16 protein-coding genes and 1 other RNA gene are annotated in these 16280 nt (G+C 62.9%); 11 read left to right on the top strand and 6 right to left on the bottom strand.

Going from position 1 to position 16280, the window contains the following annotated elements:
- Positions 1-179: 179 nt before the first annotated feature.
- Entirely contained in the window at positions 180-629 is a 450-nt protein-coding gene (locus FW796_RS11795) for an EVE domain-containing protein (RefSeq protein ID WP_346633335.1), read from the bottom strand.
- Between the two features lie 47 nt (positions 630-676).
- On the opposite strand from FW796_RS11795, the gene FW796_RS11790 reads away from it, so the two are divergent.
- Positions 677-973 carry a hypothetical protein gene (locus FW796_RS11790; RefSeq protein WP_446439468.1) on the top strand — a complete coding sequence of 99 codons (297 nt, stop codon included), beginning with the start codon at positions 677-679 and terminating at the stop codon, positions 971-973.
- A gap of 33 nt (positions 974-1006) precedes the next feature.
- Here the strand turns inward: FW796_RS11790 and FW796_RS11785 are convergent, their stop codons facing one another.
- From FW796_RS11785 to FW796_RS11770, 4 genes are all read right to left on the bottom strand, one after another.
- Positions 1007-1612, bottom strand: coding sequence for a 5-formyltetrahydrofolate cyclo-ligase (locus tag FW796_RS11785; RefSeq protein ID WP_446439384.1), 606 nt, complete (start codon positions 1610-1612; stop codon positions 1007-1009).
- Positions 1613-1701: 89 nt separating this feature from the next.
- Positions 1702-1880, bottom strand: a non-coding RNA gene (ssrS, locus tag FW796_RS11780) — 6S RNA.
- Between the two features lie 23 nt (positions 1881-1903).
- Positions 1904-2227, bottom strand: coding sequence for a cell division protein ZapA (locus FW796_RS11775; protein ID WP_016962902.1), 324 nt, complete (start codon positions 2225-2227; stop codon positions 1904-1906).
- A complete protein-coding gene (locus FW796_RS11770; protein ID WP_011064144.1) occupies positions 2224-2433 on the bottom strand; it encodes a TIGR02449 family protein in 210 nt (69 codons plus the stop codon). The genes FW796_RS11775 and FW796_RS11770 overlap by 4 nt, the downstream gene beginning before the upstream one ends.
- A gap of 235 nt (positions 2434-2668) precedes the next feature.
- On the opposite strand from FW796_RS11770, the gene FW796_RS11765 reads away from it, so the two are divergent.
- From FW796_RS11765 to gcvH, 9 genes are all read left to right on the top strand, one after another.
- Positions 2669-3226, top strand: a complete 558-nt coding sequence (locus FW796_RS11765) for a YecA/YgfB family protein (RefSeq protein WP_123726759.1) — start codon at positions 2669-2671, stop codon at positions 3224-3226.
- A 23-nt stretch (positions 3227-3249) separates the two neighbouring features.
- Complete coding sequence (gene pepP / locus FW796_RS11760; RefSeq protein WP_346633333.1) at positions 3250-4584, top strand: Xaa-Pro aminopeptidase; 1335 nt, start codon at positions 3250-3252, stop codon at positions 4582-4584.
- Positions 4581-5768: a 2-octaprenyl-6-methoxyphenyl hydroxylase gene (gene ubiH, locus FW796_RS11755; protein WP_446439383.1), complete on the top strand. Its 1188-nt coding sequence runs from the start codon at positions 4581-4583 to the stop codon at positions 5766-5768. The genes pepP and ubiH overlap by 4 nt, the downstream gene beginning before the upstream one ends.
- On the top strand, positions 5761-6246 hold the full coding sequence (locus FW796_RS11750; RefSeq protein ID WP_346633331.1) for a DUF4442 domain-containing protein: 486 nt from the start codon (positions 5761-5763) through the stop codon (positions 6244-6246). Before ubiH ends, FW796_RS11750 begins: the two co-directional genes overlap by 8 nt.
- Before the next feature lie 9 nt (positions 6247-6255).
- The gene (locus FW796_RS11745) at positions 6256-7473 is read left to right on the top strand and encodes a 2-octaprenyl-3-methyl-6-methoxy-1,4-benzoquinol hydroxylase (protein ID WP_346633433.1); all 1218 of its coding nucleotides are present in this window, start codon (positions 6256-6258) and stop codon (positions 7471-7473) included.
- 137 nt (positions 7474-7610) lie between these two features.
- Positions 7611-8612, top strand: coding sequence for an extracellular solute-binding protein (locus tag FW796_RS11740; protein ID WP_346633330.1), 1002 nt, complete (start codon positions 7611-7613; stop codon positions 8610-8612).
- A gap of 110 nt (positions 8613-8722) precedes the next feature.
- The gene (locus FW796_RS11735; RefSeq protein WP_346633329.1) at positions 8723-10339 is read left to right on the top strand and encodes an ABC transporter permease; all 1617 of its coding nucleotides are present in this window, start codon (positions 8723-8725) and stop codon (positions 10337-10339) included.
- A 154-nt stretch (positions 10340-10493) separates the two neighbouring features.
- Positions 10494-11576, top strand: coding sequence for a glycine cleavage system aminomethyltransferase GcvT (gene gcvT / locus FW796_RS11730; RefSeq protein ID WP_346633328.1), 1083 nt, complete (start codon positions 10494-10496; stop codon positions 11574-11576).
- 51 nt (positions 11577-11627) lie between these two features.
- Entirely contained in the window at positions 11628-12011 is a 384-nt protein-coding gene (gene gcvH / locus FW796_RS11725; protein WP_346633327.1) for a glycine cleavage system protein GcvH, read from the top strand.
- 60 nt (positions 12012-12071) lie between these two features.
- Here the strand turns inward: gcvH and FW796_RS11720 are convergent, their stop codons facing one another.
- Positions 12072-13211: a DegT/DnrJ/EryC1/StrS family aminotransferase gene (locus tag FW796_RS11720; RefSeq protein WP_346633326.1), complete on the bottom strand. Its 1140-nt coding sequence runs from the start codon at positions 13209-13211 to the stop codon at positions 12072-12074.
- A 191-nt stretch (positions 13212-13402) separates the two neighbouring features.
- On the opposite strand from FW796_RS11720, the gene gcvP reads away from it, so the two are divergent.
- A complete protein-coding gene (gene gcvP / locus FW796_RS11715) occupies positions 13403-16276 on the top strand; it encodes an aminomethyl-transferring glycine dehydrogenase (protein ID WP_346633325.1) in 2874 nt (957 codons plus the stop codon).
- The last annotated feature ends 4 nt before the right edge of the window (positions 16277-16280 follow it).

Raw genomic sequence — 16280 nt, 5'->3', positions numbered from 1 at the left:
CTGCGTCCTGCGGCTATAGCGTCCTAGTCTGACGGATCAAGGCTTTTACCCGCTTGATGCTCGTCAAATGAAAGGGCCAAGCCTAAACCTATTGTTCGCAGGCTGCATGGCGATCGGGGCAAAAAACTGGAGCGAGTGCCGTGGCGCTTGCCAGGCCACGGCACGCCGGGGTGGGTGGGTCAGCGTAGAGAGAGCACGGTTGCCCATTGTTCTGTGGTCACTGGCATGACGGACAGGCGACTGCCTTTTTGCACCAGGGGCATTTCAGCGAGGGCTGTCTGCTGCTTGAGATAGTCCAGGCGCAGGACCTTGTTGAAGGTTTCCACGTGGGCTACGTCGATTGCGCTCCAGGCATTTTTCTCGGCGCTGGACTTGGGGTCGAAGTAGACGCTGTCCGACTCCAGGGCCGTGGGGTCCGGGTAGGCCGTCTTGATGATTCGGCCGATGCCGGCGATGCCCGGCTCCGGACAACTGGAGTGGTAGAAGAAGAACTCATCGCCGACGGCCATGGCGCGCAGAAAGTTGCGTGCCTGGTAGTTGCGCACCCCGTCCCAACGAGCCTGGCCAAGCTTGTTCAGGTCCTGGATCGAGAGTTCGTCTGGCTCGGATTTCATCAGCCAATAGGCCATCTTTCTTACCCTCCAAAGGGTGGTTGGGCAGGTTGTCGGAGGATTTTATGACAAACCGACAGTCGGTTGACGCCAGCATTTGCGTGTCGGTTCACGTTATCGCAGAATGCCGGGATTTTAAGCTTGACGCTGCTGCACGGCCTGTTATGGAAACCGTTGCTGTCATCGTGTGTGACTTGCCCGAGGGGGGGCAATCGATGAAACGCCAACCGGATTTACTATGGGTTTTGGTTATTTTGTTCGGTTTGGGCGTCGTGACCACCGGTTATGCGCAGAGCTTGTGGGCCAACAAGACCGATGCCCCGATCGAGATTGCCCAACAGCCGCAACCCTTCAAGCGCTGAATCTGTCCCGGCGTCGCTGAGCGAACGCGACGTCTATCGGGCGCAGTACCATCCCTGATCAGTCACGGTGCCCTGTAGCGGCACATCCCAACTGGCCTGATCCAGTCTCGCGACTTTCTGACATTCATGGGCCAGCCCCAGCAGCTTCGGCTTGCGCCAGCTCTTGCGCCGCGCCAGGTAGGCCAGGCTGCGGTCGTAGAAGCCGCCGCCCATTCCCAGGCGCCCACCGTCTTCGTCGAATCCCACCAAGGGCAGGAGCACCAGATCCAGCGCCCAGACTTTGCGTTGGCATGCGACGTTGATCCTGGGTTCGAGGATACGAAAGCGGTTAGGGCGTAGTTTTTCTCCGGGGCGCACGCGCTGGAAGACCATTTTGGTCCGCGGCCAGGCACTGAGCACAGGCAAATAGGTGGCCTTGCCCCGACGTTGCGCGGCACGCAGCAGCAGGCGCGGATCGATTTCTCCGTCAGTGGGCAGGTACAGGGACAGGTGTCGGGCTCGGCGAAATACCGGATTCTGCGCCAGTTGGCGGTACAGCCCGCAGGCGGCCTGGCGTTGCTGGGCAGGTGTCAGAGCACGACGGGCTTTACGCAGCATGCGTCGAAGTTGCGGGCGGGAAAGCGGCGCAGGTTCGGTCATGGAAGAGGCTATGGAAGGTCGGACATGGCAGAACAGCCTACCCGGAAAAACCAATGCCAGCATGGATAACTGGCATTGGGTGACAATTCAGGCTCCCCAGGTGAACCGCTGTCGACTTAGCCCTTGAACCCGAAAGTTCAAGGCGGAAGATGCAGCAGGCTTTAAGGCTTTCCGTCTAGCGGACATGCACACCAGCCCAACGTGCAACTTCCAGGGTAGTGCGAATCGGCTCAGGGACATCGCCAACTGGCAAGCACCCCAGGGAGTGGCGCAAGTATACCGCAAGCGTTATCAGGAATCAGCCTTGCTTGCGTCCGAATCGGTGGCCAGGACCAGATCAACACGTTCCAGCAGATCTCGTACCTGTTCGCGGGTGGTGGCACTGGCCTGCACATCTGGACGTTCCTGGCGATGCAGCAGGTCGTGGGTGATGTTCAAGGCGGCCATGACGGCGATGCGATCGGCGCCTATGACTTTGCCGCTGCTGCGGATCTCGCGCATCTTGCCGTCCAGGTAACGGGCGGCGCTCACCAGATTGCTGCGTTCTTCCTGGGGGCAGATGATCGAATATTCTTTGTCGAGGATCTGCACGGTAACGCTATTGCTTGAACTCATGAGTCTTGCTCCAGGGCCTTGAGGCGCGAAATCATCGATTCGACCTTACGCCGGGCGATTTCGTTTTTTTCAATGAGGTGCGCGCGTTCCTCGCGCCAGGTCTTTTCCTGAGCTAATAAGAGTGCGTTTTGACTCTTTAGTTGCTCGACCCGGGTAATAAGCAGTTCGAGTCTGGCCATCAGTGCGTGCAGGTCGGTGTCTTCCATTGTGTCCCACTGAAGTTGGTCTAATGAGTGGCAACTGGCTGGGCAGCGCCTGGACGGCCTGAACGGTCCTGGCGCATCGGGTGCTGTCCGGTCGGCAATCTGTCCGTCGCCCAAGGCCCCGCGGACCGCTGTAACGGGGCGCAAGGCGCAACGCGGCGCTGGCAATGAATGATGACACGCCCTACGATACAAGGCCTTCATTCTAGACATTGCGCCGCTTGGCGCCTAGCTGCCCATGCCCATTCAGAATTCCCCGTACAACGCCTTCGCCACCCTGCTCAGCAGCAGCGGTCATCCTGTTTCTCCTGCCGAATTGCACGGCCTGTTGCTGGGCCGTAGCTGCGCCGGCGCCGGCTTCGAGGTCGACGGCTGGCTGGTGGACGCTTCCGAGCTGCTCGAAGGCGAGCCACAAGACAACGTGCGCAATGCCTTGATCGGCCTGCAGGAAATGGTCAAGGGCGAGCTCACCAGCGACGACATGACCGTGGTCCTGCTGCTGCCCAGCGACGACGCGCCATTGACCGAACGTGCCGCGGCCCTGGGCCAGTGGTGCCAGGGTTTCCTCGCCGGTTTCGGCCTCAACTCCCGTGACAGCAGCGCCCTGAGCGTCGAGGCCACGGAAGTGTTGCAGGACCTTGCAGCCATCGCTCAGGTACAGGATGCGCTGGAAGAGTCCGACGATGGTGAAAGCGACTACATGGAAGTGATGGAATACCTGCGGGTCGCGCCATTGCTGCTGTTCACCGAAACCAACAAGACCGTTGCACCGGCTGCCAAGCCTTCTCTGCACTGACTGACAGGGAACTGCATCTGCCCATGATTCATATCCCTAGAGCGGAATACAGCCGTCGCCGCAAGGCGCTCATGGCGCAGATGGAGCCCAACAGCATTGCGATCCTGCCGGCGGCGGCCGTGGCCATTCGCAACCGCGATGTGGAGCACGTCTACCGTCAGGACAGTGATTTCCAATACCTCAGCGGTTTTCCCGAGCCCCAGGCCGTGATCGTGCTGATGCCCGGTCGCGAGCATGGCGAGTACGTGCTGTTCTGTCGTGAGCGCAATGCCGAACGGGAACTGTGGGATGGCCTGCGGGCCGGCCAGGAAGGCGCGATCCGTGACTACGGCGCGGACGATGCATTTCCCATCACCGATATCGACGACATTCTCCCGGGCCTGATCGAAGGTCGTGACCGGGTCTATTCGGCCATGGGCAGCAACCCGGAATTTGATCGCCACCTGATGGACTGGATCAACGTGATCCGCTCTAAAGCGCACCTTGGCGCCCAGCCGCCGAACGAATTTGTTGCCCTGGATCATCTGCTGCACGACATGCGTCTGTATAAATCGGCGGCAGAAGTGAAGGTGATGCGCGAGGCTGCGCGGATTTCCGCCCAGGCCCATATCCGGGCCATGCAGGCCAGTCGCGCCGGGCTGTACGAATTCAGCCTGGAAGCCGAACTGGACTACGAGTTCCGCAAGGGGGGAGCGAAGATGCCGGCCTATGGCTCCATCGTCGCGGCGGGGCGCAACAGCTGCATCCTGCACTACCAACAGAATGACGCCCTGCTCAAGGACGGTGATCTGGTGTTGATCGACGCCGGTTGTGAAATCGACTGCTACGCCAGCGATATCACCCGTACCTGGCCGGTCAATGGCAAGTTCTCTCCCGAGCAGAAGGCGATCTACGAGTTGGTGCTGGCGTCCCAGGAAGCGGCATTTGCCGAGATCGCCCCGAACAAGCACTGGAACCAGGCCCATGAGGCGACGGTTCGGGTGATCACAGCCGGCCTGGTGAGACTGGGCCTGCTGGAAGGCGAGGTCGACGAACTGATCGCCAGCGAGGCCTACAAGGCGTTTTACATGCACCGCGCCGGGCACTGGCTGGGCATGGATGTACACGATGTCGGCGAATACAAGGTCGGCGGCGAGTGGCGGGTGTTGGAGGTCGGCATGGCGCTGACCGTGGAGCCGGGCATCTACATCTCCCCGGACAACCAGCAAGTGGCGAAGAAGTGGCGCGGCATTGGCGTGCGCATCGAGGACGACGTGGTAGTGACCAAGCAGGGCTGTGAAATTCTGACAGGTGGCGTGCCGAAAAGCGTCGCCGAGATCGAGGCGCTGATGGCTGCTGCCCAGGTCCAGGCCTCATGAGCCGGGTCAATCTGGCAATCATCGGCGGCGGCCTGGTCGGCGCCAGCCTGGCCCTGGCCCTGCAGGCCGGAGCCAAAGCCCGGGGCTGGAAGATCGTGCTGATCGAACCCTTTGCCCCCGGCGACAGTTTCCAGCCCAGCTACGATGCCCGCTCCTCGGCCCTGTCCTTTGGCGCCCGGCAGATCTATCAGCGCCTGGGCCTGTGGCAGGCGATTTCCCGGCGCGCCGAGCCGATCAAGCAGATTCACGTGTCCGACCGCGGGCGGTTTTCCACCGCGCGCCTGTCGGCCATGGAAGAAGGGGTTCCGGCCCTGGGTTATGTGGTGGAAAACGCCTGGCTCGGCCAGTGCCTGTGGCAAGGTCTGGACAAGGACGTGATCAGTTGGCGCTGCCCGGCGGAAGTCACCCGCCTGGAACCTCTGGAAGGCGGCTATCGCCTGACCCTGAATGACGAAACCACGCTGGAATGCGACCTCGCGGTGCTCGCCGACGGTGGCCGCTCCGGCCTGCGTGAACAGTTGGGTATCGGGGTCAAGAATCGCCCCTATAACCAGAGTGCGCTGATTGCCAACATCACCCCCAGCGAAGCCCACAATGGCATGGCCTTCGAGCGCTTCACCGATGACGGGCCGATGGCGTTGCTGCCATTGCCGGAAAATCGCTGCGCGTTGATCTGGACCCGCCAGGGCATGGACGCTCAGCGTCTGGCCGACCTGGATGACCGTAGTTTCCTCAGCGAATTGCAGGGCGTATTCGGTTATCGCCTGGGCACCTTGAAGCAAGTGGGGGCGCGGCATCTGTATCCGCTGTCTCTGGTAGAAGCCGAAGAGCAGGTACGCCCCCATCTGGTGGTGCTGGGCAATGCCGCCCACAGCCTGCATCCGATTGCCGGGCAGGGTTTCAACCTGTCGTTGCGTGATGCCCAGGCCCTGGCGGATGCCTTGTTGGCCAGCGAGCAGCAGCCGGGCGACTTTGCCGTGCTGCAGGCTTATCGCGAGCGCCAGCGCCTGGACCAGAACCTGACCGTGGGTTTCTCCGATCAGGTTACGCGGCTGTTCGGTAGCAAGCTGCCGCTGCTGTCGGTGGGGCGCAATCTTGGTTTGCTCGGGCTGGACCTGTTGCCCCCGGCCAAGCGCTGGTTCGCGCGCCAGGCCATGGGTCTGGGCACTCGTCCGGATGCGTGAGTGGTTGACCCGACGCGTCGGTAAGGCGCGTCTTTTGCGCTGGGTGTTGAACCTGTATCCACCCTACCTTGGGGCCGGTGTACGGATTCGCCAGATCAGTGCGGATTTCCGCGAAGTCCAGGTCTCCATGGGCCTGGGCTGGTACAACCGCAACTATGTCGGCACCCAGTTCGGTGGCAGCCTGTATTCGATGGTGGACCCGTTCTTCATGCTGATGCTCATGGAGAACCTGGGGCGCGACTACATCGTCTGGGACAAGGCCGCAGCCATCGATTTCATCGCTCCGGGCAAGGGCCCGGTGTTTGCTCGGTTCAGCATCGACCAGGCGTTGCTCGACGAGGTTTGTCGGCAGACTGCCAGTGGCGAGAAGTACCTGCCGCAGTTGCAGGTCGAGATTCATGACGGCTCCGGCACCCTGGTGGCGCGGGTCGATAAAACCCTTTATGTGCGGCTCAAGCCGCAAGCGAGACAGGCCTAAAGCATGGAAATGCGCGCAGATGTGCTGATTGTCGGAGCCGGAATGGTCGGCAGTGCCTTGGCGTTGGCATTGCAGGGCAGTGGCCTGGAAGTGCTGCTGCTCGATGGCGGCTCCCTGAGTGTCAAACCCTTCGACGCCGAGTCGCCGTTCGAACCGCGGGTCAGTGCCTTGTCGGCCGCCAGCCAGCGGATTCTGCAGCGCCTTGGCGCCTGGGACGGTATTGCCGGACGGCGCAGCAGCCCCTACTGCGACATGCAGGTCTGGGACGGCAGCGGCACCGGGCAGATCCATTTCTCGGCCTCCAGCGTGCATGCCGAGGTGCTGGGGCATATCGTCGAGAACCGCGTGGTGCAGGACGCCTTGCTCGAGCGTTTGCACGAATGCGACATCGGTTTGTTGGCCAACGCCCGCCTGGAGCAGATGCGCCGCTCAGGTGATGACTGGTTGCTGACCCTGGCGGACGGCCGAGTGCTGCGCGCGCCGTTGGTGATCGCCGCGGATGGTGCCAATTCGGCCGTACGTCGCCTGACCGGCTGCGCCACCCGCGAGTGGGATTACCTGCACCACGCCATTGTTACCAGCGTGCGTAGCAGTCAGCCGCATCAACTGACGGCCTGGCAACGTTTCACCGATACCGGCCCACTGGCGTTTTTGCCGCTGGTACGGGATGGGCAGCACGATTGGTGCTCCATTGTCTGGTCCACCACGCCCACCGAGGCCGAACGCCTGATGGCTCTGGATGACACGGCGTTTTGCGCTGAGCTGGAGCGCGCCTTCGAAGGCCGTTTAGGCAAGGTGCTCGGTGCCGACCCGCGGCTCTGTGTACCGCTGCGCCAGCGCCACGCCAAGCGTTACGTGGCCGAAGGCCTGGCGCTGATCGGCGATGCTGCCCACACCATTCATCCGCTGGCGGGGCAGGGGGTCAATCTGGGCTTCCTCGATGCTGCGGTGCTGGCCGAAGTGCTGCTGCAAGCGGCCAGCCGTGGCGAGCGCTTGGCCGAGGTCAAGGTGCTGAGCCGTTTCGAGCGCCGGCGCATGCCTCACAACCTGGCGCTGATGGCTGCCATGGAGGGCTTCGAACGGTTGTTCCAGGCCGACCCGCTGCCCATGCGCTGGCTGCGCAACACCGGCCTCAAGGTGATCGACCAGATGCCCGAGGCCAAAGCGCTGTTCGTGCGTCAGGCACTGGGCCTGAGCGGCGATCTCCCGGAACTGGCCAGAGCGTAGGAGCCGGCTGGCCGGCGAAGCGTCTGAGAGGACGACCCTACGCAACATCTGGTAACTCCTCGGCGCCGGGTTCGGTTGAGATGGCAAATGGGAGTCCTTATCATTTCGCCTCATTTTGAAATCGAGAGACTGCTCCCATGTTGGCACCGAAGCGTCTACTGACCGCCCTGGCACTCACACTCATCGGCGGCACCGCCCATGCTGCCGATGAAGTCGTGGTCTACTCCTCGCGTATCGATGAGCTGATCAAGCCGGTGTTCGATGCCTACACCCAGAAGACCGGGGTGAAGATCAAGTTCATCACCGACAAGGAAGCGCCGCTGATGCAGCGGATCAAGGCCGAAGGCGAAAACGCCACCGCCGACCTGCTGCTCACCGTGGACGCCGGCAACCTCTGGCAAGCCGAGCAGATGGGCATCTTGCAACCGTTCACCTCCAAGGTCATCGACAGCAACATTCCCCTGCAATATCGCTCTTCCAACCACGCCTGGACCGGCCTGAGCCTGCGGGCGCGGACCCTGGCCTACTCTACGGACCGGGTCAAACCTTCCGAACTGACCACCTATGAAGCCCTGGCCGACAAGCAGTGGGAAGGCCGTCTGTGCCTGCGTACCGCGAAGAAGGTCTACAACCAGTCGCTGACCGCCACCCTGATCGAAACCCATGGTGCCGAGAAAACCGAAGAGATCGTCAAGGGCTGGGTCAACAACCTGTCCACCGATGTGTTCTCCGATGACATCGCGGTGCTGGATGCGATCAACGCCGGTCAGTGTGACGTTGGCATCGTCAACACCTACTACTACGGCCGCCTGCACAAGCAGAAGCCAGATCTGGCGGTGAAGCTGTTCTGGCCGAACCAGGGCGATCGCGGGGTGCACGTCAACCTGTCGGGTATCGGCCTGACCAAGCACGCGCCGCATCCGGAGGCGGCCAAGGCGCTGGTGGAGTGGATGACCACGCCTGAAGCGCAGAAGATCTTCGCCGACGTCAACCAGGAGTTCCCGGCCAACCCGGCGGTGGCGCCTTCTGCGGAAGTGGCCAGCTGGGGCAAGTTCGTCGCCGATACCTTGCCGGTTGAGATCGCCGGCAAGCGCCAGGCCGAAGCCATCCGCTTGATGGACCGCGCTGGCTGGAACTGAGCCTGCCGTTATACTGCGCCCCGCTTTTGCGGGGCGTTTTCTTTAACGGCCCTCGCCACCAACGCTGTCCGCAAGCACGTTTGTCTGTCCCATCTGCCCGAGAGCTTTTTGTGGCCCATCCCGCCCAACGTCGCTGGTATCCCCTGGTCTTCGCCGTAGCGGCCCTGGTCCTGCTGCCGCTCAGCGTGTTGCTGTTGTCCTGGCAGGCCGTCGATCAGCAGATCTGGTCCCACCTGTGGGATACCCAGATGCCGCGTCTGCTGAGCAACACCCTGACCCTGGTGCTTGGGGTGGGTGTGGGCGTGACCCTGCTGGGAGTGAGCCTGGCCTGGCTCACCAGCCTCTGCGAGTTTCCCGGGCGGCGCTGGCTGGATTGGGCGCTGATGCTGCCTTTCGCGATCCCGGCCTATGTACTGGCCTTTGTCTTCGTCGGCCTGCTGGATTTTTCCGGACCGGTGCAAAGCCTGCTGCGGGATTGGTTCGGCACCGGGTTGCGGCTACCGAGAGTGCGCTCCACCGGCGGTGTGATCCTGGTGCTGGTGCTGGTGTTCTATCCCTACGTCTACCTGTTGGCACGCAACGCCTTCCTGGCCCAGGGCAAAGGGTTGATGGAGGCCGCCCGAGTGCTTGGACAGTCGCCCTGGCAGGCCTTTTGGCGTGTGGCGCTGCCCATGGCGCGGCCGGCCATCGGCGCTGGGGTCGCCCTGGCACTGATGGAGACCCTGGCGGATTTCGGCGCGGTGTCGGTGTTCAACTTCGATACCTTCACTACCGCCATCTACAAGACCTGGTACGGCTTTTTCAGTCTCTCCAGCGCCGCACAGCTGGCCAGCCTGTTGCTGCTGGCGGTGATGCTGGTGCTGTACGGCGAACGACGCGCCCGTGGCGCCAGTCGCACCGGCCACGAGCGGCCACGGGGCAAGGCGTTGTACCACCTGTCTGGACTCAAGGCCGTTGCGGCCACGGGCTGGTGTCTGCTGGTATTCGCCTGTGCCTTCGTGATCCCGCTGCTGCAATTGCTGGTGTGGTTCTGGCAGCGCGGGCGCTTCGACCTGGATGAGCGCTATGCCGGGCTGATTGTCCACACCCTGTACCTGGGAGGGATGGCGGCGCTGATCACCGTCAGCGTGGCGTTGCTGTTGGCATTCGCCCGACGCCTGGCGCCGACCCGAGGCATCCGGGCCGGGGTCAGCCTGGCCAATCTCGGTTACGCCTTGCCCGGCTCGGTGCTGGCGGTATCGATCATGCTGGCTTTCAGCTACCTGGACCGGGAACTGGTGATCCCGCTTTCCGGCTGGTTGGGCGGGGCCGGCAAGCCGCTGTTGCTGGGCAGCCTGTCCGCCTTGTTGCTGGCCTATCTGGTGCGTTTTATCGCGGTGGCCTACGGGCCCCTGGAAAACAGCCTGGAGCGGATTCGCCCCTCGTTGCCTGAAGCGGCGCGCAGCCTCGGAGTCAGCGGCCCGCGACTGTTTTTCAAAGTGTATCTGCCGCTGTTGCTGCCCGGGACCTTGAGCGCCGCCTTGCTGGTGTTCGTCGATGTGCTCAAGGAAATGCCCGCCACCTTGCTGATGCGCCCGTTCGGCTGGGACACGCTGGCGGTGCGGATCTTCGAAATGACCAGTGAAGGGGAGTGGGCGCGAGCTTCGTTGCCGGCACTGACCTTGGTGCTGGTGGGGCTGCTGCCGGTGATTGGCCTGATTCGTCGCTCGGCCCATCGAATCGGTTAGGTGCCAGCCTTCCACCTTGCGGCTACAATGCGCGGCATTCGGTGCGGCCTGTTGTTTGGCCGGGACGCTGAAATCGGCTGTAAGCCATCTATTTCAAGGCTTTCACCCTAGCAGCGCCAGTCCGCACCCTCGCCACGCCCGGAAGGAGAAACCCATGGGACAGCGTACGCCTCTGTATGACCTGCATCTCGCCCTCGGCGCGAAAATGGTCGATTTTGGCGGTTGGGATATGCCTTTGCATTACGGCTCGCAGGTCGAGGAGCACCATCAGGTGCGACGTGATTGCGGTGTGTTCGATGTATCCCACATGACCGTGATCGATGTCAGCGGTGCCCAGGCCAAGGCCTGGCTTCAGCAGTTGCTGGCCAATGATGTCGAGCGTCTGCAAAGACCCGGCCAGGCTCTGTACAGCACCATGCTCAACGAACATGGCGGCATCGTCGACGACATGATCGTCTATCGCCTCGAAGACGCTTATCGCCTGGCGCTCAACGCCGCGACCCGTGACCAGGACCTGGCCTGGATGCAGGCGCAGCTGGGGGATTTCCAGGTGCAGTTACGTGAGCGCCCGGAGCTGGCGATGCTGGCGATCCAGGGCCCACAGGCGCGCAACAAGATTGCCGAACTGGTGACCCAGTCGCGCGGTACGCTGATCCAGCAGCTCAAGCCATTCGAAGCCGGTTTCGACGGTGACTGGTTCATTGCCCGCACCGGCTACACCGGTGAGGACGGTCTGGAGATCGTCCTGCCCGCCGACCAGGCACCGGCCTTTTTCAACGATCTGGTGGGGGCGGGGATCTCGCCCATCGGTCTGGGCGCTCGGGATACCCTGCGTCTGGAAGCCGGCATGAACCTCTATGGCCAGGACATTCACCAGGACGTCTCGCCCCTGGCGGCGAACATGGCCTGGAGCATTGCTTGGGAACCGGCCTCGCGCAAATTCATCGGCCGCACCGCCCTGGAGGCCGAGCGAGCATCTGGGATAAAGCAGAAATTGGTGGGCCTGGTCCTGGAAGAGCGCGGGGTTTTGCGCGCACATCAGGTGGTTCGCATCGCCGATGTTGGCGAAGGTGAGATCACCAGTGGTAGTTTCTCCCCTACGCTGAGTAAATCGATCGCACTGGCGCGGGTGCCGATGGCCACCGCCGACCGTGCTGAAGTGGAAATCCGTGGCAAGTGGTACCCGGTTCGGGTGGTCAAACCGACTTTCGTGCGCCATGGCAAAACCTTGATCTAACTTTTTGCACCGGCATTGCGCCGCTGACATTTCTTCTTGAGGACACTGAACATGAGCGATATCCCTGCCCACCTGCGTTTTGCCGATAGTCACGAATGGGCCCGTCTGGAAGCCGACGGCAGTGTGACCGTGGGTATTAGCGACCACGCCCAGGAAGCCCTGGGCGATGTGGTATTCGTCGAGCTGACGGAAGTTGGCAACGTGTTTGGCGCAGGGGACCAGGCGGGTGTGGTGGAGTCGGTCAAGGCCGCTTCCGACATCTATGCCCCGGTGGCTGGTGAAGTGATCGCCGTCAACGAAGAGTTGAGCGCCAGCCCCGAGCTGCTCAACAGCGACCCCTACGGTGCCTGGATCTTCAAGCTCAAGCCAAGCAACCCGGCCGATCTGGACAAGCTGCTGGACGCTGCCGGCTACAAGGCTGCCATCGGCGAGTAAGCCGTTCCTGCAAGCAGGCCCGCTCCCGTTCTGCAGGAGCGAGCTTGCTCGCGAAGATGCTTAAGCCTGCAACACCTCTTTCACTGCCGCCACCGCACGTTCCACGTCGGCCTTGCTCATGGCAGTGAACATTGGCAACGAGACGATCAGACGACCGACCCGTTCCGCCACCGGGAACATTCCCTCCTTGAAACCGCGCTCGCGGTACAGGCTCAGCAAGTGGATCGGCGGGTAGTGATAGCCGATGCCGATGCCCCGTTCCTGCATCTGCTCCATGAAGGTGGCGCGAGCCGGCTTGCCGTCCTTGCGCTCCGGCAGCACCAGTTGGAACAGGTGCCAGTTACTGTTGCTGAAATCCGCCGGCGGTAGCTGGGCGCCATAGCGGGCCTCGAAGTCGCTGCCGAAGCATTCGAAGTAGTGCCGGGCCAGCTCACGGCGGTGGGCGGTGATCGCCTCGATATGGGCGAACTGGCCCAGGCCGATGGCAGCGGCGACGTCGGTCATGTTGAACTTGCCCCCCAGCACATCCACATCCAAGCCGTCGAAGCCGTTGCGGGTCACGCCTTGCAGGCGGTACTTCTCGGCCAGGCGCACTTCCTCCGGTGTGTTGAGTACCAGGCAGCCGCCCTCTGAAGAGGTGACGTTCTTGTTGGCCTGGAAGCTGAAGGACACGAAGTCGCCACCGGCGCCGATGCGTTGGCCATCCCAGCTGGAGCCCAGGGCCTGGGCGGCATCTTCGACCACCCGCAGGCCGTGCTTCTTGGCCAGGGCATAGAGGCGGCTCATGTCCACCGGCAGGCCGGCGAGGTACACCGGGATGATGGCCTTGGTACGCGGGGTGATGGCGGCTTCGACTTGATCCAGGTCGATATTGCGGGTGATTGGATCGATATCGGCGAACACCGGCGTGGCTCCGACTTCGAGGATCACGTTGGCGGTGGCCACCCAGGAAATCGGCGTGGTGATGACTTCATCTCCAGGGCCGATGCCGGCAATGCGCAAGGCGATCTCCATGGTGCAGGTGCCGGAGTTGAAGGTGCGTACCGTGCGTCCGCCGAAGAACTCCGAGAGCTGGGCCTCGAAAGCCTGGACCTTGGGGCCACTGGTGATCCAGCCCGAACGCAGCACTTCGCCGACGGCGGCGATGGTGGATTCATCGATGGTGGGTTTGGAGAACGGCAGGAAAGGCTGTTGGTTCATGACGATGGGGCACCCGATAAGCGGACGATGAGAGCAGGGGTTGAGGCGCACCGGGGCCGGCGCGCGAACGCTGTGCATGATGGTACCGATTGCCTCGGGATGCCAGCGCGTCGACGCGGGGAATCGGCTGCTATGCTGCTTGGCACCCTGTTGCATCGACGCTGAGCGCCGCTTATCGGAGAGAGCCTGCCATGTCCCCGTCGCCATCCCTGAGCCAGTTACGCGAGCCCAACGCATTTCTCCACCGGCACCTGGGGCCCGATGCCGAGGAGCAGCAGGCGATGCTCGCCAGTCTCGGGCTGGGCAGTCGGATCGAGCTGATCGAGCAGACGGTGCCGCCGGGAATCCGCCTCAACCGCGCCCTGGACCTGCCGCCGGCACTGGACGAGCAGGCGGCCCTGGCCAAGCTCAAGGGTTATGCCTCGCAGAACCAGGTCTGGACCAGCCTGATCGGCATGGGTTACCACGGCACCCTGACGCCGACGGTCATCCTGCGCAACGTGTTGGAAAACCCCGGTTGGTACACCGCCTACACGCCCTACCAACCGGAAATCGCCCAGGGCCGGCTCGAAGCCCTGCTGAACTTCCAGCAGATGACCATCGACCTCACCGGCCTCGATCTGGCCAATGCCTCTTTGCTGGACGAGGCCACCGCAGCGGCCGAGGCCATGGCGCTGGCCAAGCGCGTGGCCAAGTCCAGGAGCAATCTGTTTTTTGTCGATGAACACTGCCATCCCCAGACTATCTCCGTGGTGCGCACCCGGGCCGAGGGTTTCGGTTTCGAGGTGATCGTCGACGCTGTGGATAACTTGTCTACGCATCAGGTGTTTGGCGCGCTGTTGCAGTACCCGGATACCCACGGCGAGATCCGCGACCTGCGGCCGTTGATCGATCAATTGCATGCCCAGCAGGCCCTGGCCTGTGTGGCCGCCGATCTGCTCAGTCTGCTGGTACTGACCCCGCCCGGCGAGCTGGGGGCCGATGTGGTCCTGGGTTCCTCCCAGCGCTTTGGCGTGCCCATGGGCTACGGCGGTCCTCACGCAGCGTTTTTCGCTTGTCGCGACGAGTACAAGCGGGCGATGCCCGGGCGCATCATCGGCGTGTCCAAGGATGCCCGGGGACAGGTGGCCTTGCGCATGGCCCTGCAAACCCGCGAGCAACATATCCGCCGCGAGAAGGCCAACTCCAATATCTGCACCGCCCAGGTGTTGTTGGCCAACATCGCCAGCTTCTATGCGGTCTATCACGGTCCGGCCGGCCTCAAGCGCATTGCCCAGCGGGTGCATCGCTTGACTTGCATCCTCGCTGCGGGCCTCGAACGTCACGGCATAGCGCGGGTCAACCGGCACTTTTTCGACACCTTGACCCTGGAGGTGGGCGGTAGCCAGACCGCGATCATCGAGAGCGCCAAGGCGCTGCAGATCAACCTGCGGATTCTCGGTCGTGGCCAGTTGGGCCTGAGCCTTGATGAGACCTGTGACGAAACCACCGTGGCCCGGCTGCTGGACGTGTTTCTCGGCGCGGACCATGGGTTGGACGTCGCCGAACTGGATGCCGAGTCGCTGGCCTCGGGTCTTCCTGACAGCTTGTTGCGCCGCAGCCCCTACCTGACCCATCCAGTGTTCAGCGCCCATCACAGCGAAACCGAGATGCTGCGCTACCTCAAGCAACTGGAGAACAAGGACCTGGCGCTCAACCAGTCGATGATCCCCCTGGGCTCCTGCACCATGAAGCTCAATGCCAGCAGCGAGATGATCCCCATCACCTGGCCGGAGTTCGCCAATCTGCACCCCTTCGCCCCCCGGGAACAGGCCGCTGGTTACACCTTGATGATCGAGGAACTGGAGCGTTGGTTGTGCGCGATCACCGGCTTCGATGCCATCTGCATGCAGCCCAATTCCGGTGCCCAGGGCGAGTACGCGGGGTTACTGGCCATTCGTCGTTACCACGAGAGCCGCCAGCAAGGCGGGCGGCACATTTGCCTGATACCGGCCTCGGCCCATGGCACCAATCCGGCTTCGGCGCAGATGGCCGGGATGCAGGTGGTGATCGTCGAGTGCGATGAGGCCGGCAACGTCGACCTGGAGGATCTGACGGTCAAGGCCCAGGCCGCCGGCGATCGGCTGTCCTGCCTGATGGCCACTTACCCCTCGACCCATGGCGTCTATGAAGAGGGCATCAGCCAGATCTGTGAAGTTATCCACAGCCACGGCGGCCAGGTGTACATGGACGGCGCCAATCTCAATGCCCAGGTGGGCCTGGCCCGACCTGCGGACATCGGCGCCGATGTCTCGCACATGAACCTGCACAAGACGTTCTGCATTCCCCATGGCGGCGGCGGGCCGGGGATGGGACCCATCGGCGTGCGCGCCCATCTGGCGCCCTTTGTCGCCAATCATCCGGTGGTGCCGATCGACGGGCCGCTTGCAGAGAATGGCGCGGTCAGCGCGGCGCCCTGGGGCAGCGCCAGTATCCTGCCAATCAGCTGGATGTACATCGCCCTGATGGGGCCGCAACTGGCGGATGCCAGCGAGGTGGCGATCCTCGCCGCCAATTACCTGGCCGCCCAGCTCAGTGGTGCCTTCCCGGTGCTCTATAGCGGGCGCAATGGCCGAGTGGCCCACGAATGCATTCTCGACCTGCGGCCGCTCAAGGCCCTGACCGGGATTACCGAGGAGGATGTGGCCAAGCGTCTGATGGACTACGGTTTCCATGCCCCGACCATGTCGTTCCCGGTGCCGGGCACGCTGATGGTGGAACCCACAGAAAGCGAGTCCAAGGCCGAGCTGGACCGCTTTGTCGAGGCCATGCTGAGCATTCGTGCCGAGATCGCCCAGGTCCAGGAGGGCAATTGGCCGGCCGAAGACAATCCGCTCAAGGGCGCGCCCCATACCCTGGCGGACATCACCGGGATCTGGGAGCGGCCCTACAGCATCGAGCAGGCGGTGCTGCCCAGCGCCCACGCCCGGGCCCACAAGTACTGGCCGGCGGTGAACCGGGTGGACAACGTCTACGGCGATCGCAATCTGTTCTGCGCCTGTGTTCCGGTGGAGGCCTATCGCTGAATTC

The organism is Pseudomonas sp. 910_21 (assembly GCF_052850735.1).
The sequence above is the reverse complement of the archived record's forward strand: the minus strand, read 5'-3'. Positions and strand labels throughout refer to the sequence as shown.

Excerpts from the sequence above, each read along its gene's own strand:
- FW796_RS11795 (WP_346633335.1), bottom strand. The coding sequence starts at position 629 with ATGGCCTATTGGCTGATGAAATCCGAGCCAGACGAACTCTCGATCCAG.
- FW796_RS11790 (WP_446439468.1), top strand. The coding sequence starts at position 677 with ATGACAAACCGACAGTCGGTTGACGCCAGCATTTGCGTGTCGGTTCAC.
- FW796_RS11785 (WP_446439384.1), bottom strand. The coding sequence starts at position 1,612 with ATGACCGAACCTGCGCCGCTTTCCCGCCCGCAACTTCGACGCATGCTG.
- FW796_RS11775 (WP_016962902.1), bottom strand. The coding sequence starts at position 2,227 with ATGAGTTCAAGCAATAGCGTTACCGTGCAGATCCTCGACAAAGAATAT.
- FW796_RS11770 (WP_011064144.1), bottom strand. The coding sequence starts at position 2,433 with ATGGAAGACACCGACCTGCACGCACTGATGGCCAGACTCGAACTGCTT.
- FW796_RS11765 (WP_123726759.1), top strand. The coding sequence starts at position 2,669 with ATGCCCATTCAGAATTCCCCGTACAACGCCTTCGCCACCCTGCTCAGC.
- pepP (WP_346633333.1), top strand. The coding sequence starts at position 3,250 with ATGATTCATATCCCTAGAGCGGAATACAGCCGTCGCCGCAAGGCGCTC.
- ubiH (WP_446439383.1), top strand. The coding sequence starts at position 4,581 with ATGAGCCGGGTCAATCTGGCAATCATCGGCGGCGGCCTGGTCGGCGCC.
- FW796_RS11750 (WP_346633331.1), top strand. The coding sequence starts at position 5,761 with ATGCGTGAGTGGTTGACCCGACGCGTCGGTAAGGCGCGTCTTTTGCGC.
- FW796_RS11745 (WP_346633433.1), top strand. The coding sequence starts at position 6,256 with ATGCGCGCAGATGTGCTGATTGTCGGAGCCGGAATGGTCGGCAGTGCC.
- FW796_RS11740 (WP_346633330.1), top strand. The coding sequence starts at position 7,611 with ATGTTGGCACCGAAGCGTCTACTGACCGCCCTGGCACTCACACTCATC.
- gcvT (WP_346633328.1), top strand. The coding sequence starts at position 10,494 with ATGGGACAGCGTACGCCTCTGTATGACCTGCATCTCGCCCTCGGCGCG.
- gcvH (WP_346633327.1), top strand. The coding sequence starts at position 11,628 with ATGAGCGATATCCCTGCCCACCTGCGTTTTGCCGATAGTCACGAATGG.
- FW796_RS11720 (WP_346633326.1), bottom strand. The coding sequence starts at position 13,211 with ATGAACCAACAGCCTTTCCTGCCGTTCTCCAAACCCACCATCGATGAA.
- gcvP (WP_346633325.1), top strand. The coding sequence starts at position 13,403 with ATGTCCCCGTCGCCATCCCTGAGCCAGTTACGCGAGCCCAACGCATTT.